Source organism: Micromonospora sp. NPDC000668, assembly GCF_042897975.1.
Classification (GTDB): domain Bacteria; phylum Actinomycetota; class Actinomycetes; order Mycobacteriales; family Micromonosporaceae; genus Micromonospora.
In genome coordinates this window covers 1-22,354 of sequence record NZ_JBIAYP010000002.1, presented here as the reverse complement: position 1 = coordinate 22,354, position 22,354 = coordinate 1, and the positions used below count along the sequence as shown (strand labels likewise).

Here is a 22,354-nt window from a genome sequence, read left to right as displayed (position 1 = left end):
CCGGGGCGACAGGACGTCGGCCCGACGCGGGTGTTTCCCCACCCACGCCGGGCCGACGTCGTGCTGTCCGTACGGGTCAGTCGTTGCCCGCCCCGATTCCGCAGTCCGGTGCGGACCAGCTCGTCGTGTTCGAGCTGCGGTCGCTGTTGTTCTCCCGCCGCGAGTCGACGTGCACGTGGTCGTCGTGGTCGGGGTAGCCCGGCCCGTAGATCCCGCTGAAGCCGTTGTTGCGGGCACCACGGGCCACCTCGCACAGCGACGACGTCCGCGAGGTGACGTCGGCCGCGTTGCCGTACAGGTGCTGGCTGTCCGACGCGCCGCCGACCTGGTTGTTGCAGGCCCGGCTGCGGAACCCGCTCGTCACGTTGAGCGGCTTGTCGCCAAGGCTCCTGCGCAGCGCCTCCAGCTTCCACATGGTCTCCAGCGCGTTCTGCCGGGTCTGGGCCTCCGACAGCGGGCCGCCGCTGTACCCGCCCCGGCCGCACCCGTCGTCCAGTTCGCTGTAGGTGAAGTGCGCGGGCGTGCAGTCGCTGTCCTGGAGCTGGTACAGCTTGGCGTAGGTCTGCGGGCCGGCGATCCCGTCGGCGCGCAGCCCGTACGCCTGCTGGAACCGCTTGACCGCGGCGGCGGTCTTCGGTCCGTAGCGGCCGTCGAGCTCCACGATGTCCCGGTTCCCGGCCCAGCCGGCGACCCGGATCTGCAACTGGCGGACATCGTCGCCGGAGCGTCCCTGGTTCAGGGTGCGGTTCCACGTGTAGCAGCCGTCCGCGTGCGCCGCTGGCGCGGCGATCACCGCGGCGATCGCTGCCCCGGGCAGTGCCAGGGCGAATGCGACGGCAGCCCGCTTCAAGGTGTTTACGCGCACAGAAGTCCTCCCGATAGGAGAGCGAATGGGGTGGGCTTCGGGACATCGACCGGGACGTCCCGTGATTTCCACCCTCGCACTGATCAGTGCCGTTGGCGGTAATTAACGAGAAATGTTCTCACGATTCGCGTTACCTGGGTCTTGGCTGGGAATTGAGCTGATTTGTGAAACAGCCATTCACCCGGTTAGCCCCGCGTACGGGGCTAACCACACCGAACGTCGCGATTAGCCACACCGAGGGTGATGTTCCCCTGTCGTACTCGAGCGGTAACGTCAGCCCCGGGCGGCGGACTGGCGGAGGTGCACGTGGCACGCGGTGGCGTCTTCTGTGTCGAGGGGCAGTGGCACCGCGACCTCAACGAGCGAGGTTCCGTGCTGCCCACCCTCGAGCTGCTGGAACGGCTGGGCAAGATCCGCTTCATCCACAAGGACGCGGCGACCCGCGACGAGCTGTTCTATTTCCTGGACCGCTGGCTGCTCAAGCAGTACGCCGACCACCGGGTCGGCTTCTTCGCCATGCACGGCGAGCCGAGCCGGCTCTGCCTCACCGACTGGCAGTCGGTGGAGTTGAACGAGGTGGCCGAGCTGATGGCCGGCCGCGCCGAAGGGCGCCGACTCTATTTCGGCAGTTGTTCGGTGCTGCGCGCCTCGGACGCGGTGCTGCGCGAGTTTCTGGAGGTCACCGGCGCCGCGCTGATCTGCGGTTTTACCCGGGAAGTCGACTGGGTCGAATCAGCGGCCTTCGAAACCGTACTGCTCGACGTGCTGGCCAACGGCCAGCGACACAATGCCGCCGAGCTGCGAATGGGCTCGGCGCACTGGGCGCCGCTCGCCTCGTACCTCGGTTTCCGGGTTATCTACGCCAACGGCCGGGCCTGGCGCCCGTCCGGCCGGCCCCGGGTGCCCGCCCAGGTGGTGCACCGCGCCGCCACCCGGCCCTCCTGACCCGCCGCCACCGATCGGCCGCCGCCCTGGTAGGAACGAGTGATGGCGCCCAGCATCGCGAAGAACACCCGGGTCGACCGGGACACCCTGCTCGACTTCCTTCGGCCGCGACACCGCGTCGTACTGATGACCACCCGGGCCGACGGCCGCCCGCAGTCCTCCCCGGTCTCCGCCGGCATCGACGGCCAGGGCCGGCTGGTCGTCTCCACCTACCCCGAGCGGGCCAAGGCGACCAACATCCGCCGCGACCCCCGGGTCTCGGCCTGCGTGCTCTCCGACGACTGGAACGGGCCCTGGGTGCAGCTCGACGGCACTGCCGAGGTGCTGGACCTGCCCGAAGCGCTGGAGCCGCTGGTCGAGTACTTCCGGTGCATCTCCGGCGAGCACCCGGACTGGGACGACTACCGGGCGGCGATGGTGCGCCAGGGCAAGTCGCTGATCCGGGTCACCATCGACGCGTGGGGTCCGATCGCCACCGGCGGCTTCCCGGCGCGGCTCGCCGGCTGACCATGACCGGCCGGCCGCCGAGTCAGTACGCGGCGGTGAAGCGCGCGTTCTGGTGCCGAGGCTGCTCGATCTCGTCGACGATCGCCACCGCCAGGTCCTCGTAGGTCAGCACCGAGCGGCCCTGATCGTCGGTCACCGGCTGGTCGGTGCCGGTGCGGTAGTGCCCGGTGCGCTCGCCGGGGTGGAACTCCAGCGGCGGCGGGGAGACGTAGGTCCACGTCACCCCGTCGGCGGCGGTGCGGTAGTAGTCCAGGGCATCGGCCTGGCCCAGCGCCGAGTCCCGGTACTGCGCCGGAAAGTCCGGCTCGTCCACGATGCGGGTGCCGCGCGGGGTGAGCAGGGTCGACCCGCCGCCCAGGTGGATGATCCGCGGCGCGGCCGGCATCCCCCGCAGCGTGGTCACCAGGTTCTCCGCCGCGTTCCGCCACAGCTCGGGTCCGCCACCGCCGATCGCCACCACCAGCGCGTCCGCGTCCGGCGCCACCTCCCGGACGCTCCGCTCACTGGTGGCGTCCCCGGTCACGACCCGTACCCCGGCGGGCAGGTACGAGGTGGCCTCCGGGCGACGGACCGCCGCGATCACCCGGTGCCCCCGGCCGATCGCCTCGGCGGTGACCCGCGAACCAGCGGTGCCGCCCGCGCCAAACACGACGATGGTGCTCACCAGCCCAGGCTAGGGACCGGGCGCACCGCCCGTCGGTGGAACGGCGATCCCCGTCAGGCGACCAGGGCGGAGTAGACGAGCTGGCGCAGTTGGGAGCGCAACGGGTACGTGCTCGACGGCATCAGCTGGGTGAAGAGGAGCGCGGTGATCTCCTCGGATGGGTCCACCCAGAACGCGGTGCTGGCCACCCCGCCCCAGTAGTACTCGCCGACACTGCTCGGCACCCGGCTGGGGATCGGGTCGTCGATCACCGCGAAGCCGAGGCCGAAGCCGACCCCGTCCAGGGTCGTCTCGGCGAAGCCGCCGGTGGACAGCGTGCCCAGGTCCTGACCCTCGGGCAGGTGGTTGCGGGTCATGAAGCGCACCGTGCGCGGCCCGAGCAGACGGACCCCGTCCAGCTCGCCGCCGCGCAGCAGCATCTGCGTGAAGCGGTGGTAGTCGGCGGCGCTGGAGATCAGGCCGCCGCCGCCGGAGTGCAACACCGGCTTGCGGTACGCGAGCGAGCCGAGCCTGTCGTAGCGGACCGCCTGGCCGCTGCGCGGGTCCGGAGCGTAGAGCGCCGCCAGCCGCTCGGCCTCGTCGCCCTCGACCCACCACCGGGTGTCGGTCATGCCCAGCGGGCCGAAGATCCGGTCGGCGAAGAACGCGTCGAGGCTCTGCCCCGAGACCACCTCGACCAGCCGGCCGAGCACGTCGGTGGCGACCGAGTAGCCCCAGGCGGTGCCGGGCTGGAACAGCAGCGGCAGCTCGCCGAACGCCGCGCAGGCACCGGCCAGGTCGACGTCCGCTGGCGGGTACAGGTCGTAGCCGGCGGCCCGGTAGAGCCCGTCGACCACCGAGGTCTGCATGAAGCCGTACGTCAGGCCGGCGGTGTGGGTGAGCAGGTGCCAGACCCGGATCGGCTCGATCGCCGGAACTGTGTACGGCTTGAGCGTCGACCCCTTCGAGTAGACCCGCAGGTCGGCGAACTCCGGCAGCCAGCGGCTGATCTCGTCGGTCAGCTCGAACCGGCCCTCTTCCCACAGCATCATCGCCGCGACCGAGGTGACCGGCTTGGTCATCGAATAGATCCGCCAGAGAGTGTCGGCCTCGACCGGAGCACCCGACTCCCGGTCCCGCAGCCCGTACGTCGAGGAGTGCGCCACCTCGCCGCGGCGGGTGACCACCACCTGCCAGCCGGCCAGCCGGCCGTCGTCGACGTACCCGCCGAAGTGTTCGTCGATCCGCGCCAGTCGCGCCGGGTCGAAGCCGATCTGATCGGGGTCCTTGCTCCGGGCCACACTCACGTCGCCGAAACTACTAGTCGGTTCGCCCATACCGGAAGGGGCTGCCCGGACCCGTCGTTCGGTGGCCGGCACTAGCCTGGTCGGATGCCGGAGCTGACCGAGGACGTGACCTTCCGCCACGAGGACTGGTACGGCGAGGAGTTGACCGACCGGCACTTCGTGGGCTGCGAGTTCTTCCACGTGGACCTCACCGAGGCGGTGAGCCGCGGCGCGGTCTTCACCGGCTGCACGTTCGGCAACGTGTTGTTCAACGCCTCCCGGCACGTCGACTCCGCCTTCACTCGCTGCACCTTCAAGCGGTGCAACTTCTTCGAGGCCGAGTTCACCGGTTGCAAGATGGTCGGCAGCACCTTCACCCAGTGCGACCTGCGTCCGCTGACGGTCTCCGGCGGCGACTGGTCCTTCGTCGCGCTGCCCGGCGCGGACCTGCGCGGCGTCCGGCTCACCGATGTGCGGATGCGCGAGGCCGACCTGACCGGCGCCAACCTGACCGGCGCCACGCTGAGCAGCGTGGACCTCTCCGGCGCGCAGCTGCACAGCTCCCGGCTGGGCGGCGCCGACCTGCGCGGCAGCGACCTGACCGCGCTCGACCCGACGGTGGTCGAGCGGGCCGGTGCCATCATCGACGGCGAGCAGGCCGTGATCATCGCGCAGGCGCTCGGCTTCCAAATCGGCTGACGCGAGGGGTGCTCGCGGCGACCGACGTCCCCGTCCGAGCGTGCCCGTGCGTCCGATACTTCCGGTAACGGCTGGACACGCCCGCCCGTCCGGATCTAGCGTGTCGATCACGTCGGCGCAGACGTGAGAAGGCCCACAGTGGACGGTGCGATAGGCACGGGTCGATGACGGCCGGGCGGCGGAGTTGGAGGGGTCGGTGGCGGACGAAGACCGCACGCGGGCGAATTCGCGGGCCGGGGACGAGTCCTCCGACCTACCGGCGCATCGACCGCGCGTCGTCACCATCAGGCAGACCCGCAGCGCGCTGCGCCGCCTCGCCCGTGCCCGGCGACGTCGGTTCTGGGCGGTGGAAGGGCTCGCCGTGCTCGTCTGCCTGGTGGTCCTGGTCACGTACCTCGGCACGCGATCCGAGCCGGAGGCCGGCGACGAGCAGGCAGGTCGCCCGGACGGCGTACACGCCGGAGCCGTCGCCCGTTCCACCCGCCTCCCGGGTGCCGAGGGGCGCACCACCGAGACCGGGCCGGCGACGCCCGGCCTGCGTCCCCGGCAGCGTCCACCCTCGCCCGACCCGACGCCGTCGGTCAGTGCGTCGGTCCCGCCGGCGCCACCACCGGCAGCGGGATCGACGTTGTCGGTGAGCCAGGGTGAGATACCCGCCGAGGTCAACCTCACCGCCGTGGGCACCAGGGACTGGATGCACTGGGGGCTGAGCGGCGGCGAATCGACGGTCCGCAAGCGCGCCGGTTCCGGGGAGATCATCGACGGGGGCGGCGCCGGCACCCGGGTCGGCTGGGACGGCAACCAGGAAACCGTCCGCTGGTCCGACGGCACGCCGGAGCGGTCGGTGAGCGGCAGCCCGAACGGCGTCTACACCTGCGGGGCCGGCAACGGGTTCAGCCTTGCCGTCGCCGGCAGCGGCGAGCCACGCACGGTCCAGCTCTATGCCGGGACCTGGATGGCCCGCGGCCGGTTGGACGCGCGGTTGTCCACCGGTGGGCCGACCAGCACCGTGCGGCTGGAGGACCCGTACACCAGCCGAAGCGCCCAGTTCACGATCCGGTTCCGGCTGCCGAAGGGCGCCCGTCTGGTGCTGACCTGGACCGTCGAGAAGGTCTTCACGGAGCACTGCGGCAACGTCGGCCTCCAGGCCGTGGCGGTGCGCTGACCGGCCGCCGTCAGCACGGCATTCGCCCTGCCGGCAGCGGCTGGCGGCAGTAGCCTGGGCGCGAGTGCCACCGATCCGTAGGGAGCGCCGATGACGGCCAGCGAGCAGGTGGTGGACAGCCCTCAGGGCTGGGTCGCCGAGCACATCCAGCGGTACGTCGAGACCGGCGGCGCCGAGGGGCACGAGTGGCGGCCAGGCGTCTACACGCTGCTGCTGACCACCCGGGGTCGGCACAGCGGCAAGCTGCGGCGCACCGCGTTGATCTACGGCCGGGACGGTGACGGCTACCTGGTGGTCGGGTCGCAGGGCGGTGCCCCGAAGCACCCGGCCTGGTTCCTCAACCTGCTGGCGGAGCCGCAGGTCGAGGTGCAGGTCGGTGGGGAGACGTTCACCGCGCGGGCCCGCACCGCGACGCCGGAGGAGAAGCCGCGGATGTGGTCCACGATGGCGGCCATCTGGCCGGCGTACGACGACTACCAGGCCAAGACCGACCGGGAGATCCCGGTGGTGGTGTTGGAACGGGTCTGACCTGGCGTCTGTTGTCGCGCTCAGACTGCGGGACAGTTTGTCCGTCGGGCGGGGTCGAGGAGGACGTAACTTTCTGCTGTCCTCGTCCGACCATCCAGTGTGGAGGCAAGATGAGCGCCCGTACCGCCCACCGCGTCCGTCTCGCCGCCTCGTCCGGCGCCGGTGAAGCGTCCGGAGAGGTGCTCCGCGACATCCCCCTGCCGCCGTACGTGACGGGCGAGGACGCCCAGTTCGCGGTGCGGGCGGTGGTGGTGCACGCGCCCCAGCGGTGGTCCGGCGGGATGGTCTGCCGCAACGACGCCAGTCCGCACCCATGCCGGCTGCACCGCTGGGGCACCCGGGTGCTGGCGCTGCGCGGCCTGCGGGCCGCCGAGATCGCCGCGCTCATCGAGCGCGGCGATCCGACGGCGGTGATCCCCGTGCCGGACCGTCCGGCCTGACCGGCGGCTGGGGTACGCGCCGCGCCGTTCAGCAGGTGATCGGCTTGACCCAGGAGCACTCCACACCCTCCGGGGTGCGGGGCGTCTCCGGCACCGACGGCACTGCCGTCCGCGCCGCGGTCGAGCCGTCCTCGCGGTATCCGGCCAGCGCCACGGCGATCTGATCCTCCAGCGCCTTGACCGACGCCGTCAGGTAGTTGTTCAGCAGGATCGAGAACGCCAACAGCCGGCCGTCCGCGCTGGTGACGTAGCCGGACAGGCCGGAGACTCCGGTCAGGCTGCCGGTCTTGGCGTGCACGTTGCCCGCGGCCGGGGTGCCGGCCATTCGGCTGCGCAGCGTGCCGCCGACGAACCGCTCGGGTTGCCCGGCGATCGGCAGCGCCGCGTACCAGGTGGCGAACCAGGGTTCGGCCCGGACGGCGGCCAACAGGTCGACGAACTCCGTCGCCGGCACCAGGTTGCGCCGGGACAGGCCGGATCCGTCGCGCTGGCGCAGCTTGCCGGTGTCCATCCCGGTGTCGGCGACGTACTCGCTGATCGCGGTGAGCCCTGCCGACCAGGTGCCCGAACCGGAGAGCACCCTGCCGATCTCCTTGGTCAACACCTCGGCGTGCCCGTTGTTGGAGAGCTTGAGGAACGGCGTCATCAGCTCGCCCAGGGTCATCGAGTCGTGCCGGGCCACCGGGTGGGCCGCCTCGGGGGTGGGCTGGCCGAGAACGGTCCGGCCGAGCACTCGGACGCCGTGCCGGTGCAGCGCTGCCCGGAACACGTCGGCCGCGTAGCCGCTGGGCTCCCAGACGGTCACCCAGTCGCTGGCCGGCGCATCGCCGACCGCGATCTGTCCGCTCACCACGATGGTGTTGCCGCCGTGCTCGCGCTCGATCGAGATCGAGGTCTCGCCGTCGGCGACCGTCTCGGCCCGGTTGTCGATTCGGACGTAATCGGTGGGCGGGGTGGTGCTGACCACGGGCGGGGCGCCGGCCCGGTCGGCCGGGGCGGCGTGCACGATCACGGTGCCCGCGTCGTAGTCGGTGTCGGGCGCGACCGTCAGCGCGGAGACCTGGGCGGCGTAGTAGTAGGGCTCGTCGTCCCAGGTCCAGTCGGGGCCGAGTCGGGTGCGGTCGTAGCGGGAGTCGTCGGCGATCAGGGTGCCGGTCACCACCCGGACGCCGTCGGCGGCGACCTGCGCGGCGAGCGCGTCGTAGTCGGCCGCGAGCATGGTCGGGTCGCCCCCGCCGCGCAGGTACAGGTTGCCGGAGAGCAGCCCGCCGCGACGCTTGCCGGTGGTCTGTACGTCGGTGGTGAAGCGGTGCCCCGGGCCGAGCAGTTCCAGGGCGGCGGTCGAGGTCAGCAGCTTGGTGTTGGAGGCCGGGATCAGCCGACGGTCCCCGTTGCGGTCGTAGAGGGTCTGTCCCGTGCTGGTGTCGACCACGACCACCGAGGCCTGCGCGCCGGCGAGCCGGGTGTCGGCGAGGATCATGTCGATGGTGGCGTTCAGTCGGGTCGTCGCGGGGGTGGGCGACTCGGCGGTGGCGCCGGGCGCGCCGGCGGTGGCCGCGGTGGCGACCAGCGCGAGCAGCGCGAGGGCCCTGGGAAAGTGACGACGATGCATGCGCTGATGCTGCCACGAAGGTATCCGCCGGAGAAGAGTCTCAGACGAAGGTTATTGCCAGTCGTGCTAGGTCGGCCGGCCGACCGACTTGTCGTGCCCGCCCCAGTAGTGCCGCTGCGCCCCCATGATCAGCGGTGCCACCAGTGCTGCGAGCGCCCCGCCGAGCAGGGGGAAGACGATGAACACCCAGAGCTGCCGCAGGGCCACGCCGCCCTCGAAGACCGCCGGGCCGAAGGCGCGGGCCGGGTTGACCGCGGCGCCGGTCAGTGTCAGGCCGACCAGCTGGGTCGCGGCCAGGGCCAGTCCGATGGCGGCCCCGGCGGTGCCGGGATTCTCGCTACGACTGGTCACCACCAGGACGACCAGCACGAAGAGGAAGGTCAGTACGACCTCCAGCACGGCCGCGCCGCCCCGGTTGATGTGCGCGCCGTACCCGTTCGAGCCCAGCGCCCCGGACTGGTCCGCCACGTCACCCCAGCGGGTCAGTGCCCACAGCACGAAGGCGGCCACGGTCGCGCCGGCGAACTGCGCGATCCAGTAGGCCACCGCGCCGATCGCCGAGATCTTTCCGGAGAGCAGCACGCCGAGCGTCACCGCTGGGTTGACGTGACTGCCGGAGAGCGGGCCGATGGTGTAAACCAGGGCGAGCATGACGAACCCGAAGGCCAGCGCGACCACCACCACGCCGCCCTGGACCCGCGCCGCGACGGCGCTGCCCACCCCGAAGAAGACCAGCAGCAGGGTGCCGAGGAACTCGGCGGCGGCGCGGCGGGCGTCTTCCATTCGTCCAGCCTAGGGATAATTTAGGCGGTTTCGTGTCGGATCGGCGGTCTGTGATCGGCGCGACGGCCGGCGGCGGGCACAGCGGCGGTACCCGCGGTGTTGCACCCCACGTGGACACCCACTCCGTCGACGTCGTGGTGATCGGTGCCGGCCAGGCCGGCCTGAGCGCTGGCTACCACCTGCGCCGCACGGGCTTCGCCCCGGGCAGCGGCTTTGTCATCCTCGACGGCGACGACGGCCCTGGCGGAGCCTGGCAGCATCGCTGGCCGACCCTGCGGATGGACCGGGTGCACGGCATCCACGACCTGCCCGGGCTGCCCTTCCCGCCCGCCGACCCGCAAGGGCCGGCGGCCGAGCAGGTCAGCGCCTACTTCGCCGAGTACGAGAAGGCCTTCGACCTGCCGGTCCAGCGGCCGGTGCGGGTCCGCGCGGTGCACTCCCGCCCGGACGGCCGGCTGGACGTACACACCGACGGCGACCAGTGGACGACGCGGGCCCTCATCAACGCGACCGGTACCTGGACCCGGCCGTTCTGGCCGCACTACCCGGGCCGGTCGTCTTTCTGGGGCCGGCAGCTGCACACCGCCGACTACCAGGGGCCGGCCGAGTTCGCCGGCCGCCGGGTGGTGGTGGTCGGCGGCGGCACCTCGGCGGTGCAACTGCTCGCCGAGGTCTCCACCGTCGCGGCCGCCACCACCTGGGTGACCCGTCGGCCGCCGGAGTTCCGGGACGAGGAGTTCGGCACCGAGCTGGGCCGGGCCGCGGTGGCCCGGGTGGACGTGGCGGTGCGCGCCGGGCGCCCGCCGGGCAGCGTGGTGGGCGTGACCGGGCTGCCGGTCACCCCGGAGATACGCCGGCTGCGCGAGCGCGGTGTGCTCGACCGGCTACCCGTCTTCGACCGGATCACGCCCGACGGGGTGGCCTGGGCCGACGGGCGGTTCGTGCCCGCCGACGTGATCCTCTGGTGCACCGGCTTCCGGGCCGCACTCGACCACCTCGCCCCACTGGGGCTGCGCGGGCCGGGCGGCGGTATCACCATGGACGGCACCCGGGTGGCCGCCGACGAGCGGATCCACCTGGTCGGGTACGGCCCGTCGGCGAGCACGATCGGGGCCAACCGCGCCGGCCGCGCGGCGGTCAACGAGATTCGTGCGTGGCTCGCCCTGGTCGCCGCTCTCGACTGATCCGGCTCTATTTGACGGATCGCCCGGCAGCGGGCAACGTAGGTGATGACGGGGCCCGTCAGCTGCCCCGACGCGATGCGACGGCGACGACCGTTCGCCCCTTCTGTCGCCTCCCACGTGTGCTCGTACGCGGACCGACTGTCCGGTCTGCGCGGTAACCGACCGCGAGCCGAGAATCCACGAGGAGTTCCGCCAATGCTCACCATGACCGACAACGCCGTGCTCGTCATCCGTGACCTCGCCAACCAACAGGACGTGGCCGAGGACGGTGGGGTGCGGATCGCCGCCGACACCGAGGCCGGATCGCTCACCGTGGAACTGGTGCCCGAGCCGGCGCAGGGCGACCGCGTGGTCGACAACCAGGGCGCCCGGATCTTCCTCGACGAGGACGCCGCCGAACTGCTCGGCGACGCCTCGGTGGACGCCACCGTCGACGACGAGGGCATCATCCAGTTCGGCTTCACCGAGAAGTAGCAGCCCGGCTCAACCGGCGCGGCGGGTCTCGCCGCCGCGCGGCTGTCGCAGCGATCGCCCGCGCTGCGGCGGGTCCGGCCTGGGCTGCGAACCCGGGGCGCTGCCGCCGGCCGGGCGCAACAGCGCGGTCAGCACGTGCGCCAGGTGGTGCGACGTGCTCCATGCCGCCCAGTTGGCGGCCGAGCCGGCACCGGCACCCCGTCGAGCCCGGCGCAGCAGCTCGTGGTCGCCCCAGGAGAAGGCCGCGCCGGTGCTCGGCCAGTGCGGCGCCGACACGAGCGTGCGACACAGGTCGGCGAACCGGTCGTCGCCCCGCCCGCCCCGCCGGGACCAGCGGTAGACCCACCAGCTCCCGTCGGCGGTGTAGCGCACGGTGGGCAGCCGGTCTCCGGGGTCACCCGATCCCGGCAGGGCCGGGCCGACGCCGTAGTCGCCGTAGCCGACCCCGGCGTCGGTCAGCCGCTGCCAGAGCTGCCAGTCCCAGCGGTCGAGCCGGACCGGCTCGTCCGTGGGCAGCCGGGACAGCGTCGGCGGCATCCCGCCCGCCGCCACCGTCACCGACCGCCAGGAGTGCCGGCGGGCCCAGTCCAGCAGCCGGCGTACCCGCGGCTCGGCCAGCCGCACGTCCGCCGGGCAGCACACGTCCCCGGCGTCCACCAGCAGGTCGCACTCCTCTGGCACCAGCCCGGTGAGCCGCCAGATCCGCTCGACGGCGGTGGTGCTCGCGGCCGGCCCAGCCCGGTCCTGACCGGCACGCAGCCGGACCAGCGCCCGCCGGGCGTACGTCCGCGCCGCCGCGCCGTGCGCGACCAGACGCCGGTCGCTCTCGGCGAGCCCGACCACCGGCACCAGCGGTACGCCCCAGCGGGCCAGTTCCGTGTCGGGGCTGTCCGGGAGGCCGGTGACGTCGACGGCCGTCAGCAGTCCGGCCGGCATCCGGCGGAGAACGTCCATCGTGGACCGATCGACAGCGCCGACCTCCAGGATCGGGGCGAGCAGTGGGGCGGCCGCGGGGTCGAGGTGGCTCAACGCTTCCAGCTCGCCGCGCCGGCTGGCGAGGATGGGGCGGTAGACAGGTTCCGCCGCCCGGCCTCCGTGGGCGGGCACCATACGTCAAATCTAGCCAGGCATGCGCATATGTCACAGGCCGTCCAATCTAAAATCGGCTGCTCGGCTGTCGGCTCGGCGACTACGCTCGCCGGATGCTCACGCCGGCCCACCGCTACCGATCCGACGACGAGGACAGCGGGCGCTGGACGGGTTTCCCGTTCCGGGACGGCGACATCGTGATCAGCACCCGGTCCAAGAGCGGCACCACCTGGATGCAGATGATCTGTGCCCTGCTGGTGCTGGGCACCCCGGAGCTGCCGGCGCCGTTGACCCAGCTGTCACCGTGGCTGGACTGGCTGGTCGAGCCGAAGGACGAGGTGTACCGCCGGTTGGCCGCCCAGCCGCACCGACGGTTCATCAAGACGCACACCCCGCTGGACGGTGTGCCGCTCGACCCCCGGGTGCACTACGTGGTGGTGGCCCGGCACCCGCTGGACATGGCGGTGTCCCTCTACCACCAGGCCGGCAACCTGGACCGGGTGCGGCTCGCCGAGCTGACCGGTCAACCGGCGCCGGCCGGACCGCCCCGGACGCGTCTGCCGGTACGCCAGTGGCTGCCGAGCTGGGTCGACCGGGAGGCCGACCCGCGCACCGAGCTGGACTCACTGGCCGGGGTGCTGTGGCACCTGAGCGACGCCTGGGCCCGTCGGCACGAGCCGAACGTCGAGCTGGTGCACTACGACGACCTGCGGGCCGATCTGGGCGGCCAGATGCGTCGCCTCGCGGACCGGTGGGGCCTCACGGTGCCTGCCGAGCGCTGGCCCGAGCTGGTCGAGGCGGCCACCTTCGGCCGGATGCGGGAGCGCGCCGACCAGCTCGCCCCGGACACGCTCGGCGTGCTGCGCGACCGCCGGGCCTTCTTCCGCCAAGGTGGCTCGGGGCAGGGGCGGGACCTGCTGGACCCGGCCGGGCAGGCGCGCTACCGGGCGCGAACGGCCGCCCTCGCGCCGCCGGACCTGCTCGCCTGGCTGCACCGCGACGGCTGACCAGCCGGCCGGGGTGCACAGACGAGCGCACGGCGCCGCTTCGACCGTGGTCGGAACGTCGCCGCGCTCTGGCCGTCTCCCACCACCGCAGCCGTTCGGCGGTACGCCGGCGGGGACCTGGCTCGACCGGCCGCGTGCACCGGTCAGCCTGTCGATCCCCGGTCGGGGCAGATCCAAACCTGCCCAGCGTGGGGAATTCCACCATCTGCGCGTCCCGGCGTGGCGCGCCCCCGAACCGGGTATGAGCGCGACATGGAGCATTTCACGATCGCAACCGTCGCCGAGAAGAGTCCGGACTTCCGCCGAGTGCTGTGGACCGGGGAGCACACCCAGTTGGTCGTCATGACCATTCCGCCGGGTGGAGAGATCGGCGAGGAGGTGCACGAGGGCATCGACCAGATCCTGACCTTCGTCAGCGGCGTCGGCGAGGCGCGGGTGGCCGGCGAGAAGCGGGAGGTCGTCGCGGGCGACCTCGTCGTGGTGCCGTCGGGCACTAAGCACAACTTCGTCAATGCCGGCCCCAACCCGCTGGTGCTGTACACCGTCTACGGCCCCCCGGAGCACGCCGACCAGGCCGTGCACCGGACCAAGGAGGAGGCCGACGCGGCCGAGGAGGCCGGCGAGGACGAGCCGCCGACCGGCTGACGGAGCCGCTGGCGCGGTCTGATCCGGGCCGATCCGGGTACCCGCGGCGGGTGGAGCAGCAGCCGGCGATCTCCGACTACGGGTTCCTCTCGGACTCCCGCTCCGGCGCGCTGGTCGGCAGGGACGGTTCGATCGACTGGTGGTGTCCGGACCGGTTCGACGGCCCGTCCGTGTTCGGGCGGCTGCTCGACCCGCGCGCCGGGCACTTCCGGTTGGCGCCGGTTGGCGCCGGCCGGCCCGGGTACCGGGTGGAGCGCGCGTACCGGCCGGACACGCTGGTGCTGCGCACGGTGCACCACACACCGCACGGCAGCGTGGCCGTCACCGACGCGCTCGCCGCCGAGATGGGTGCCCGCGCGCACGAACTGGGCAAGAACTCGCCGGCCGTGCTGATCCGGGTGGTCGAGGGGCTGTCCGGTCGGGTCCGGATGGCGTTGGACTTCGCGCCCCGGCCCGAGTACGGGCTGCTCACCCCGTACCTGCACAACCGGCCGGACGGCGGGGTGCTGGCCGGCGCCGGTCCGGTGGTGCTGGTGCTGCACGCGGGCGACCTGCCGCTGCGCGCCAGCCGGGACCGGGTGACCCACGAGTTCGAGGTCTCCGCCGGCCAGGTGGTCGGGTTGGACGTGGCGTTCGGCGAGACGTACGGCGCCCAGCCAGCTCGGCTGGATCCGGTGGCCGCGCTCGCCGAGACGACGCAGGCGTGGGAGGCGTACCGGGATGCGCACGGGTACGACGGCCGGTACCGGGATCTGGTCCGGCACAGCGCGACCGTGCTGACCGGCCTCACGTACGCCCGCAGTGGCGCGGTCGCCGCGGCGTTGACCACGTCGCTGCCGGAGCGGCTCGGCGGCGACCGTAACTACGACTACCGGTACTCCTGGCTGCGCGACTTCTCGATGACCTTGCGCGCCCTCTGGGTGGCGGCCTGCCCTACCGAGGCGGCCCGGCTGTTCGCCTGGGTGTCGCGCTCGATCGGCCGGATCGGCGACGATCCGGTGCCGGTGCTGTTCGGGCTGCGGGGGGAGCGGGACCTCAGCGAGCACGAGTGCACGCACCTGCGCGGCCACGTCGGCAGCGCGCCGGTCCGGATCGGCAACGACGCCTGGCGGCAGCGGCAGCTCGACGTGCCGGGGGAGGTGATGTCGGCGGTCTGGCGGCTGCGCGACTACCTCGGCACGACGTTCGACGGGGAGTTGCGGGAGATGGTGCTCGGCCTGACCGAGCAGGTGGCGAGCACCTGGCACCTGCCCGACCGGGGCATGTGGGAGACCCGGGACCGGGAACGGCACTACCTCTCCTCGAAGGTGCTCTGCTGGCTGACGATGGACCGGGCGGTGCGGCTCGCCGACCGGCTCGGCGAGCGGGCCGATCCACGTCGCTGGGCCGCGATCCGCGACGAGATCCGCGGTGAGGTGCTCCGTCAGGGCTGGAACGACCGGTTGGGTGCGTTCACCGGCGCGTTCGGCTCGGCCGAGATGGACGCCTCGGCACTCTTCATGCCGGTGGCGCACTTCCTGCCGGCCACCGACCCCCAGATGCGCTCCACCATCGCTGCGGTGGAGCGGGAACTCGGCACCGAGAACGGGCTGGTCCGGCGCTGGACGGACGACCCCGCGGGCTTCCTGCTCTGCTCGTTCTGGCTGGTGGAGTGCCTGGTGATGGCCGGCGAGCGGCGACGGGCCGAGGAGTTGTTCGAGCAGGTGGTGGAGCACGCGAACGATGTGGGTCTGTTCAGCGAGCAGATCGACCTGGTCACCGGTGCGCAGCTCGGCAACACCCCGCAGGCGCTGTCGCACATCGGCCTGATCAACGCGGCCTGGCGGCTGACCGAGCCGGACAGCTACTGACCGGGGTACGCCGGCGGGATCGACCGCGACGTGCCGCGTTGCCGTGCGGTGAATCCTGCAACAGACCTGCAAGCGCCAGGCATTGACGCTGATGCGTACGCGGTCCTAGCCTCGAAGAGACGGGAAAGCCCTTTCCCCAGGGTTTTGATCCCGCTTCACCCCGCTCCGGAAACCGGGCATCCGACGGGGCGCACCGATCCCAGGTCGTGGCATCACGTGGTGCCCACACGTCCTCGCCCGGACGGCCGGGGGATCGCCACCACATGCGTCAAGGAGGACAACTGTGCAGAAGAGACGACTCCCCGGCCGACGACCACTGCTGCTCGCGGTGGGCGCCGGCGCGACCGCGGCAGCCCTCGCGGCCGGCATGACCTCGGCCTTCGCGGCCACCGTCTTCACCGAGGACTTCAACGACGGCAACGCCTCCGGCTGGTCCAAGTCCGGCGGCACCTGGGCCGTCGACGGCTCGGGCGTGTTCAACCAGTCCAACGCCGGCAGCGAACTGGCCCGGCAGTTCGCCGGCCAGACCAGCTGGACCGACTACGCCGTGCAGGCCCGGGTCAGGCCGGTGAGCTTCGGCTCGTCCAGCGCCCTGGTCGGGCTGGCCGCACGGTCCACCAGCAGCACCAAGATGTACCGGCTGGCCCTGCTCGGCTCCGGTCGGGCCGAACTCCAGGACGTCAACGGCAGTGCCATCACCGCGATCGGCTCCGCGTCGCTCGGCATCGGCACCGGCACCTGGTACACCCTGCGCATCGAGACCAGCGGCAGCACCATCCGGGGCTTCGTCAACGGCACCCAGATCGCCGCCGGCAGCAACAGCCTGGCCGGCGCCGGCCGGATCGGCCTGGTCACCGCGTACGCCAGTGGCAGCTTCGACGACGTGGCTGTCGACTCGGCCGGTGGCGGCACTCCGACCACCCCGCCGACGACAACCCCGCCGCCGAGCACGCCGCCGCCGAGCACGCCGCCACCCACCACGCCGGGCCCGACCACCCCACCGCCGGCAGGCTGGCCGACGCCCACCGGCAGCCAGAAGGTCGACGCGACGATCCCGGTCTCCGGCACCTTCGACGGCGGGCTCAAGCGCTACTACGGCATCGGCGACGGCGGGCAGAGCGAGAGCCAGGACCCGATGTTCGAGCTGGCCGCCGGGGCCACCCTGCGCAACGTGATCATCGGTGCGCCAGCCGGTGACGGCGTGCACTGCGAGGGCAACTGCACCCTGATCAACGTCTGGTGGGAGGACGTGGGCGAGGACGCCGCCACCTTCCGCGGCGGCACCACGTACACCGTCGACGGAGGCGGCGCCCGGTCCGCCAGCGACAAGGTCTTCCAGCACAACGGCTCGGGCACCGTCTACATCAAGAACTTCCGGGTGGAGAACGCCGGGAAGCTCTACCGGGCCTGCGGCAACTGCTCCACCTCGTACCAGCGGCACGTGGTGATCGACAACGTGGTCGTCCGGGACACCGACGCGATCGCCGGCATCAACACCAACTGGGGCGACACCGCCCGGTTCAGCCGGATCACGATCGTCGACGACCCGGACCGGGACACCTCGATCTGCGTCAAGTACCGCGGCGTGCCGAAGGGCGACGAGCCGACCGAGATCGGCGAGGGCGCCGACGGCGTCAACTGCCTCTACGCGCCGTCCGACATCACCTACCAGTAGGCCGGCCGGAGGGCACCCCGCGGACCGCACGGTCCGCGGGGGACCCGCCGGTCTCAGGCCAGCACGGGTACGCCGGAGACGTCGACGGTCTCCGGATACTTCAGCCCGGCGCCGGTGTTGAGCACCACGACCCGCTCACCGGCGCGGATCCACCCGCCGGCGCGCAGTTGCCGCGCCGCGGTCAGGCAGGCCGCGCCCTCCGGGCAGAGCAGCAGCCCCTCCCGGGTGGCGAAGTCCCGCAGGTCGGCCAGGATGTCCGCGTCGTCGACGGCGACCGCGGTGCCGGCGGACGCCCGCAGCGCGCCCAGGATCAGCTCGTCGCCCAGGGGCGCCGGCACGGTGATGCCGAACGCCACGGTGTGCGCGTCGGCCCACGGCTCGGCCCGCTCGTCGCCGGCGGCGAAGGCCCGCACGATCGGCGCGCAACCGCTCGACTGCACGGCCACCAGCCGGGGCAGCTTGTCGCCGATCCAACCCAGCTCGCGCATCTCGTGCAGCGCCTTGTGGATGCCGATCAGACCGACCCCGCCACCCGTCGGGTAGATGATCACGTCGGGCACCTGCCAGCCGAGCTGCTCGACGATCTCGTACCCCATCGTCTTCTTGCCCTCCAGCCGGTAGGGCTCGCGCAGCGTGCCGGCGTCGAAGATCGCGCCAGCGGACTCCGCGATCAGCTCGGCCACCCGCCGGCCGGCGTCGCTGATCAGCCCGTCGACGAGGCGCAGGTCGGCCCCGGCGGCAACGCACTCGTTCCGGCAGATGGTCGGCGCCGCCAGCGGCATGACGATGGTGGCACCCATCCCGGCCCGCGCCGCGTACGTCGCCCAGGCCGATCCGGCGTTGCCGTTGGTGGGCATCGCGATGCGCTCGGCGCCCAGCTCGCGGGCCCGGCTCACGCCGACCGCCGCGCCCCGCGCCTTGAACGAGCCGGTCGGGATCAACCCCTCGTCCTTGACCATCAGGTCCGTGATGCCGATCTCGGCGCCGTACGCGGGCGCGCGCAGCAGCGGCGTCCAGCCCTCGCCGAGCGTGGTGATGTGCCGCGGGTCGGCGACCGGCAGCAGCTCCCGGTAACGCCACAGGTCGGCCGGGCGCAGCGGGAAGCGCTCCGGCGTGACCGCCTTCGCCACCGCCGGCAGGTCGTAGCGGGCCAGCAACGGGGAGCCGCACTCGCAGAGGTTCTGCAACCGGTCGGCGGCGTACTCCCGGCCGCAGCGCGGGCAGTCCAGGTGGGTCAGGTACACGTCGCTCCTCGCCGTCAGACCGCGTCGATGCTCAGCCAGCGTCGGCTGCCCTGGCCCGGCTCGTAGACCGAGTCCAGCCGCTTGGCGATCACGCCGGGCAGACCTTGCTCCCGCCCGGTGCGCAGCGCCTCGTCGCCGGCGCCCGGAAACCACGGCGGAGTCTGCCAGTGCGTACCGGTCAATGCCAGCCCATCGAGCAGCTCCCGGCGTTGCGCGTACGGCACGTCGACGCTGCTCACGCCCTCCAACCACAGCAGGTCGACGAGCAGGTACTGGGCGCCCGCCGGAACCCGACCGCCGCTGGCCGGACGGGCCGGGCGGACCCGGCCGGCGCCGTCGATGCGGACCAGCACCCCGTCCAACACCGCCTCCGTCGGCGCCAGCGCCTCGGCCAGCGCGCGCAACCACGGGTACCCAGCGGTGATCTCCTCGTCGGTCTCGGAGAGCAGCCGGAGCCGTCCGCCGGAGACGTACGCCATCGCCCGGACCCCGTCCCAGCGCAGCTCGTACCCCCACGCGGCGCCGTCCCGGGGGAGCCCGGCGGCGGGCGTGGGGTGCATCGGGCGGACCAGTTCGGGCATCGGCGTCCAGCCGGGCGGAGCCGGGTCGGTGCGCCGGACCATCCAGTCCCGCCCACCGGTCGCGAAGAGCGCGTAGCGGCCGGCGGTCCGCTCACCGGAGAGCGTCACGATCACCTCGTCGTCACGCCACTTCTCGCAGTGGTAGGTGCCCCGGTCGTGGATGACCATCCGGCCACCGCCGTACTCGCCGGCGGGGATCTCACCGGCGAAGTCGAGGTACTCCATCGGGTGGTCCTCGGTGTGCACGGCGAGGTGGTTGCGGCCCGGGTCGCGGGGCAGGCCACGCGGCACCGCCCAGGAGGCCAGCACGCCCTCGTGCTCCAGCCGCAGGTCCCAGTGCAGGCTGCGGGCGTGGTGCTGCTGGATGACGAAGCGGGCGTTGCCGTCGCCGGGGCCGGCCGCGGTCGGGCTCCGCTCCGGCACCGGCTCGGGCGTGCGGGCCGCGTCCCGTCGGCGCCGGTACTCCTCCAGCCGGTCCGTCACACCCGCATTCTCCGGCAAACCGGACGGTTACGCTGGACACCGGAGTGTCCGGTTCGCTCGCCGGCCGGGTCCGCGGCGGGGTAGAACGGTCCTCATGGACCTCACCGACCAGCCCACCGTCCTGCTCCCCGGTGAAGTGCGGATGCCCCTGCTCGGGTTCGGCACCTGGAAGGCCACCGGCCAGGCCGGCTACGACGCGGTGCTGGCCGCGCTCGACACCGGCTACCGGCACCTCGACACCGCCACCATGTACGGCAACGAGCGGGAGGTCGGCCGGGCGGTGAAGGAGAGCGGGCTGCGCCGGGAGGACGTCTTCATCACCACCAAGGTTCCGCCGAACCGGGTGGGCCGGGAGCGGGAGACGCTGGAGGCCAGCCTGGAGGCGCTCGGCGTCGACCAGGTGGACCTCTGGTTGATCCACTGGCCGCCGTCGCCCACCGACAGCATCCCGATGTGGCGGGAGCTGTTGGCCGCCCGGGACGAGAACCTGACCCGGTCGGTCGGGGTCAGCAACTACAGCACCCCGGAGATCGACGAGCTGATCCAGGCGACCGAGGAGAACCCGGCGGTCAACCAGATCCGGTGGAGCCCGGCGCTGTACGACCGGCAGCGGCACGCCGAGCACCGGGACCGGGGCGTGGTGCTGGAGGGGTACAGCCCGTTCAAGACCAGCGACCTCAGCCACCCGGTGCTGACCAGGATCGCCGCTGCGCACGGCGTCTCGCCCGCGCAGGTGGTGCTGCGCTGGCACATCGACCACGAGATCGTGGTGATCCCGAAGTCGGTGACCCCGGAACGGATCACCGCCAACTTCGACGTCTTCCACTTCTCGTTGACCGCGGAGGAGATGCGCGACATCGATGCGCTCGGCGGCGCCTGACGGCGCTCCCGCTGCCAAATTCCTTCAGTGACCGGCCCGTTGATGAAGGGTATCGACATCGACGCTCATGACGGTATAGCGTGCCCGTCATCGCGTTCGTCGATGTGTTCGAACCCGTCGTCGCTGGAGGATTTTCATGGCCCGGTCACCATCCATTCGTCTGCGCCGCCGCGGAATGCTCGGCATCCCCGCCCTGGTGGCCGTCGCGCTGACCACCGTCGCTCGGCCCACCCCGGCGAGCGCCGCGCCGAAGGTCGAGTGCCTGGCCGACCTTCTCGGGGCGTCCTGATGGCCACGATTCCCTGGCTCGTGGACGTGCTGCGCGCCGCCGGGGTCCAGGTCGTCGTCGAGGGTGACTGGCTCAACCGGATGCGGCCGGGATCCTTCGATCCGATCGGGGTGCTCTGGCACCACACCGCCGCTACCTCCAGCGCCAGCAATCCGCACCCGGCGCTCGGCATCTGCATCAACGGCCGCTCGGATCTGGCCGGCCCGCTCTGCCAGGCGCTCGTCGACTACAACGGGGTCTTCCACGTCATCTCGGCCGGCCGGTGCAACCACGCCGGGGCCAGCGGCGGCAGTGGGCCGATTCCGGCCGGGGACGGCAACACCCTGATGATCGGGTGGGAGATCGACTACAACGGCGTCAACCAGGAGATGACCGCCGCGCAGTACAACGCGTCGATCGCCGCCACCGCTGCCGTGCTCACCCGGCTGGGCAGGGACAGCAGCTACGCCCGGGGGCACCGGGAGACCAGCACCAGCGGCAAGATCGACCCGTCCTTCATCGACCTGAACGTGATGCGCGCCGACGTGGCGGCGAAGATGTCCGGCGGCAACCCCCCGGCGTGGTCCTCCATCGTGGACAACACCACCGCTGGCCGGTTCACCGCCAGCGCCAACTGGGGCGTGTCGACGTACTCCGGGCAGCGGTACGGCGCCGACTACCGGTACGCGGAACCCGTCGCGTCCAGCGACGCCGCGTGGTACAAGTTCAACGTCCCGGCCACGGCCAACTACCGGGTCGACGCCTGGTGGCCGGCGACCTCCGGCTACAACAGCGCCACCCCGTACATCGTCGCCACCAGCACCGGCAACCGGACGATCATCGTCGACCAACGGGCCACCGGCGGGCAGTGGCGGTCCCTCGGCACGTTCACGCTTCCGGCCGGGGACGCCAACCGGGTGGCGGTGAGCCGGTGGAGCAGCGCCACCGGCCTGGTCATCGCCGACGCCGTCCGGCTCACCCGGGTCTGACCCCGCCGCGGTGCGACGATGCACTGAACATGGATGTTCCTGAGCTGCTTTTTCACCTCACACGTCGTCGGCGCATGTATCTGCTCGACGACAGGTACCTGACCGCAGTCGCATTCGTCGAGGGGTTCAACCAGGCGTTGGATCGGCGGCCGTTGAACGGCTTTCAGGAGTGGTTGTGTCGGCGGGTCCTCGGCTACGGCACCGGTGCCCACTGGAGTTACGTCATCGACTCCAGCGAGGTTCCGGGGCTGCCGCCGGGCGCGGTGAACCTGAACGACCTCGGCCCCGAGACGCAGCTACGGCTGATTGATCGCATGCTGGCTCTGATCGGGGAGTTCTCCGAAGCTGGTGAAGTCCCGGGCGGGTAGGGCAAGGGAGTGTGGGTGAGCAGTGGGGGGGGGGGGCGGCCCCCCCCCCCCCCCCCCCCCCCAACACCCCCCCCCCCCGCCGGCGCGGCCCCCCCCCCCCGGGGGGGGGGCGCGGGGCGGCGCCGCGCCCCCCCCCCCCCCCCC

At 72.2% G+C, this 22,354-nt stretch carries 24 protein-coding genes; 16 read left to right on the top strand and 8 right to left on the bottom strand.

Annotation, left to right across the window (positions count from 1 at the left end):
- Positions 1 to 76: 76 nt before the first annotated feature.
- Positions 77 to 865 carry a D-Ala-D-Ala carboxypeptidase family metallohydrolase gene (locus ACFY29_RS09530; protein ID WP_386984753.1) on the bottom strand — a complete coding sequence of 263 codons (789 nt, stop codon included), beginning with the start codon at positions 863 to 865 and terminating at the stop codon, positions 77 to 79.
- 306 nt (positions 866 to 1,171) lie between these two features.
- Between ACFY29_RS09530 and ACFY29_RS09525 the strand changes: the two genes are divergently transcribed.
- Both ACFY29_RS09525 and ACFY29_RS09520 read left to right on the top strand, forming a co-directional pair.
- Complete coding sequence (locus ACFY29_RS09525; protein WP_328424052.1) at positions 1,172 to 1,810, top strand: DUF6642 family protein; 639 nt, start codon at positions 1,172 to 1,174, stop codon at positions 1,808 to 1,810.
- Between the two features lie 42 nt (positions 1,811 to 1,852).
- Complete coding sequence (locus ACFY29_RS09520; RefSeq protein ID WP_328424054.1) at positions 1,853 to 2,317, top strand: PPOX class F420-dependent oxidoreductase; 465 nt, start codon at positions 1,853 to 1,855, stop codon at positions 2,315 to 2,317.
- Between the two features lie 22 nt (positions 2,318 to 2,339).
- Here ACFY29_RS09520 and ACFY29_RS09515 read toward each other — a convergent pair whose 3' ends face one another.
- A complete protein-coding gene (locus ACFY29_RS09515) occupies positions 2,340 to 2,981 on the bottom strand; it encodes an NAD(P)H-binding protein (RefSeq protein WP_355610245.1) in 642 nt (213 codons plus the stop codon).
- A 53-nt stretch (positions 2,982 to 3,034) separates the two neighbouring features.
- Positions 3,035 to 4,267 carry a serine hydrolase domain-containing protein gene (locus tag ACFY29_RS09510; RefSeq protein WP_386984750.1) on the bottom strand — a complete coding sequence of 411 codons (1,233 nt, stop codon included), beginning with the start codon at positions 4,265 to 4,267 and terminating at the stop codon, positions 3,035 to 3,037.
- An 84-nt stretch (positions 4,268 to 4,351) separates the two neighbouring features.
- Here ACFY29_RS09510 and ACFY29_RS09505 point away from each other — a divergent pair, with 84 nt between their 5' ends.
- The 4 genes from ACFY29_RS09505 (at position 4,352) to ACFY29_RS09490 (ending at position 7,078) form a co-directional block, all read left to right on the top strand.
- Complete coding sequence (locus ACFY29_RS09505) at positions 4,352 to 4,945, top strand: pentapeptide repeat-containing protein (RefSeq protein ID WP_386984748.1); 594 nt, start codon at positions 4,352 to 4,354, stop codon at positions 4,943 to 4,945.
- A gap of 196 nt (positions 4,946 to 5,141) precedes the next feature.
- A complete protein-coding gene (locus ACFY29_RS09500) occupies positions 5,142 to 6,110 on the top strand; it encodes a hypothetical protein (protein WP_386984747.1) in 969 nt (322 codons plus the stop codon).
- Between the two features lie 90 nt (positions 6,111 to 6,200).
- Positions 6,201 to 6,638, top strand: coding sequence for a nitroreductase family deazaflavin-dependent oxidoreductase (locus ACFY29_RS09495; RefSeq protein ID WP_386984745.1), 438 nt, complete (start codon positions 6,201 to 6,203; stop codon positions 6,636 to 6,638).
- A gap of 110 nt (positions 6,639 to 6,748) precedes the next feature.
- The gene (locus tag ACFY29_RS09490) at positions 6,749 to 7,078 is read left to right on the top strand and encodes a hypothetical protein (protein WP_386984743.1); all 330 of its coding nucleotides are present in this window, start codon (positions 6,749 to 6,751) and stop codon (positions 7,076 to 7,078) included.
- Between the two features lie 28 nt (positions 7,079 to 7,106).
- Here ACFY29_RS09490 and dacB read toward each other — a convergent pair whose 3' ends face one another.
- Positions 7,107 to 8,690, bottom strand: coding sequence for a D-alanyl-D-alanine carboxypeptidase/D-alanyl-D-alanine-endopeptidase (gene dacB, locus ACFY29_RS09485; RefSeq protein ID WP_386984741.1), 1,584 nt, complete (start codon positions 8,688 to 8,690; stop codon positions 7,107 to 7,109).
- A 66-nt stretch (positions 8,691 to 8,756) separates the two neighbouring features.
- Complete coding sequence (locus ACFY29_RS09480) at positions 8,757 to 9,473, bottom strand: aquaporin (RefSeq protein ID WP_328424071.1); 717 nt, start codon at positions 9,471 to 9,473, stop codon at positions 8,757 to 8,759.
- A gap of 110 nt (positions 9,474 to 9,583) precedes the next feature.
- On the opposite strand from ACFY29_RS09480, the gene ACFY29_RS09475 reads away from it, so the two are divergent.
- Both ACFY29_RS09475 and ACFY29_RS09470 read left to right on the top strand, forming a co-directional pair.
- On the top strand, positions 9,584 to 10,657 hold the full coding sequence (locus ACFY29_RS09475; protein ID WP_386984739.1) for an NAD(P)-binding domain-containing protein: 1,074 nt from the start codon (positions 9,584 to 9,586) through the stop codon (positions 10,655 to 10,657).
- Between the two features lie 195 nt (positions 10,658 to 10,852).
- Entirely contained in the window at positions 10,853 to 11,131 is a 279-nt protein-coding gene (locus tag ACFY29_RS09470) for an adhesin (RefSeq protein ID WP_328424075.1), read from the top strand.
- Between the two features lie 9 nt (positions 11,132 to 11,140).
- On the opposite strand, the gene ACFY29_RS09465 is transcribed toward ACFY29_RS09470, so the two are convergent.
- Positions 11,141 to 12,241, bottom strand: a complete 1,101-nt coding sequence (locus ACFY29_RS09465; RefSeq protein WP_386984737.1) for a hypothetical protein — start codon at positions 12,239 to 12,241, stop codon at positions 11,141 to 11,143.
- 92 nt (positions 12,242 to 12,333) lie between these two features.
- On the opposite strand from ACFY29_RS09465, the gene ACFY29_RS09460 reads away from it, so the two are divergent.
- The 4 genes from ACFY29_RS09460 to ACFY29_RS09445 all read left to right on the top strand — a co-directional run bounded on the left by ACFY29_RS09460 (position 12,334) and on the right by ACFY29_RS09445 (position 17,397).
- Entirely contained in the window at positions 12,334 to 13,227 is an 894-nt protein-coding gene (locus ACFY29_RS09460; protein ID WP_386984735.1) for a sulfotransferase domain-containing protein, read from the top strand.
- A gap of 252 nt (positions 13,228 to 13,479) precedes the next feature.
- Positions 13,480 to 13,872 carry a cupin domain-containing protein gene (locus ACFY29_RS09455; RefSeq protein ID WP_386984733.1) on the top strand — a complete coding sequence of 131 codons (393 nt, stop codon included), beginning with the start codon at positions 13,480 to 13,482 and terminating at the stop codon, positions 13,870 to 13,872.
- 50 nt (positions 13,873 to 13,922) lie between these two features.
- On the top strand, positions 13,923 to 15,722 hold the full coding sequence (locus ACFY29_RS09450) for a glycoside hydrolase family 15 protein (protein WP_386984731.1): 1,800 nt from the start codon (positions 13,923 to 13,925) through the stop codon (positions 15,720 to 15,722).
- A 283-nt stretch (positions 15,723 to 16,005) separates the two neighbouring features.
- The gene (locus ACFY29_RS09445) at positions 16,006 to 17,397 is read left to right on the top strand and encodes a pectate lyase (protein WP_386984729.1); all 1,392 of its coding nucleotides are present in this window, start codon (positions 16,006 to 16,008) and stop codon (positions 17,395 to 17,397) included.
- A gap of 53 nt (positions 17,398 to 17,450) precedes the next feature.
- On the opposite strand, the gene ACFY29_RS09440 is transcribed toward ACFY29_RS09445, so the two are convergent.
- Both ACFY29_RS09440 and ACFY29_RS09435 read right to left on the bottom strand, forming a co-directional pair.
- A complete protein-coding gene (locus ACFY29_RS09440) occupies positions 17,451 to 18,641 on the bottom strand; it encodes a threonine synthase (protein WP_386984727.1) in 1,191 nt (396 codons plus the stop codon).
- Positions 18,642 to 18,655: 14 nt separating this feature from the next.
- Entirely contained in the window at positions 18,656 to 19,705 is a 1,050-nt protein-coding gene (locus ACFY29_RS09435) for a DNA polymerase ligase N-terminal domain-containing protein (protein ID WP_386984725.1), read from the bottom strand.
- 94 nt (positions 19,706 to 19,799) lie between these two features.
- Here ACFY29_RS09435 and ACFY29_RS09430 point away from each other — a divergent pair, with 94 nt between their 5' ends.
- The 4 genes from ACFY29_RS09430 to ACFY29_RS09415 all read left to right on the top strand — a co-directional run bounded on the left by ACFY29_RS09430 (position 19,800) and on the right by ACFY29_RS09415 (position 22,210).
- Positions 19,800 to 20,585 carry an aldo/keto reductase gene (locus ACFY29_RS09430; RefSeq protein WP_386984723.1) on the top strand — a complete coding sequence of 262 codons (786 nt, stop codon included), beginning with the start codon at positions 19,800 to 19,802 and terminating at the stop codon, positions 20,583 to 20,585.
- Between the two features lie 136 nt (positions 20,586 to 20,721).
- Positions 20,722 to 20,874 (top strand): hypothetical protein, encoded by a 153-nt coding sequence (locus ACFY29_RS09425; protein ID WP_328424093.1) that lies wholly within the window; start codon positions 20,722 to 20,724, stop codon positions 20,872 to 20,874.
- Positions 20,874 to 21,842 (top strand): N-acetylmuramoyl-L-alanine amidase, encoded by a 969-nt coding sequence (locus ACFY29_RS09420; RefSeq protein ID WP_386984720.1) that lies wholly within the window; start codon positions 20,874 to 20,876, stop codon positions 21,840 to 21,842. Before ACFY29_RS09425 ends, ACFY29_RS09420 begins: the two co-directional genes overlap by 1 nt.
- A 29-nt stretch (positions 21,843 to 21,871) precedes the next feature.
- Positions 21,872 to 22,210 carry a hypothetical protein gene (locus ACFY29_RS09415; RefSeq protein WP_386984718.1) on the top strand — a complete coding sequence of 113 codons (339 nt, stop codon included), beginning with the start codon at positions 21,872 to 21,874 and terminating at the stop codon, positions 22,208 to 22,210.
- Positions 22,211 to 22,354: the final 144 nt, after the last annotated feature.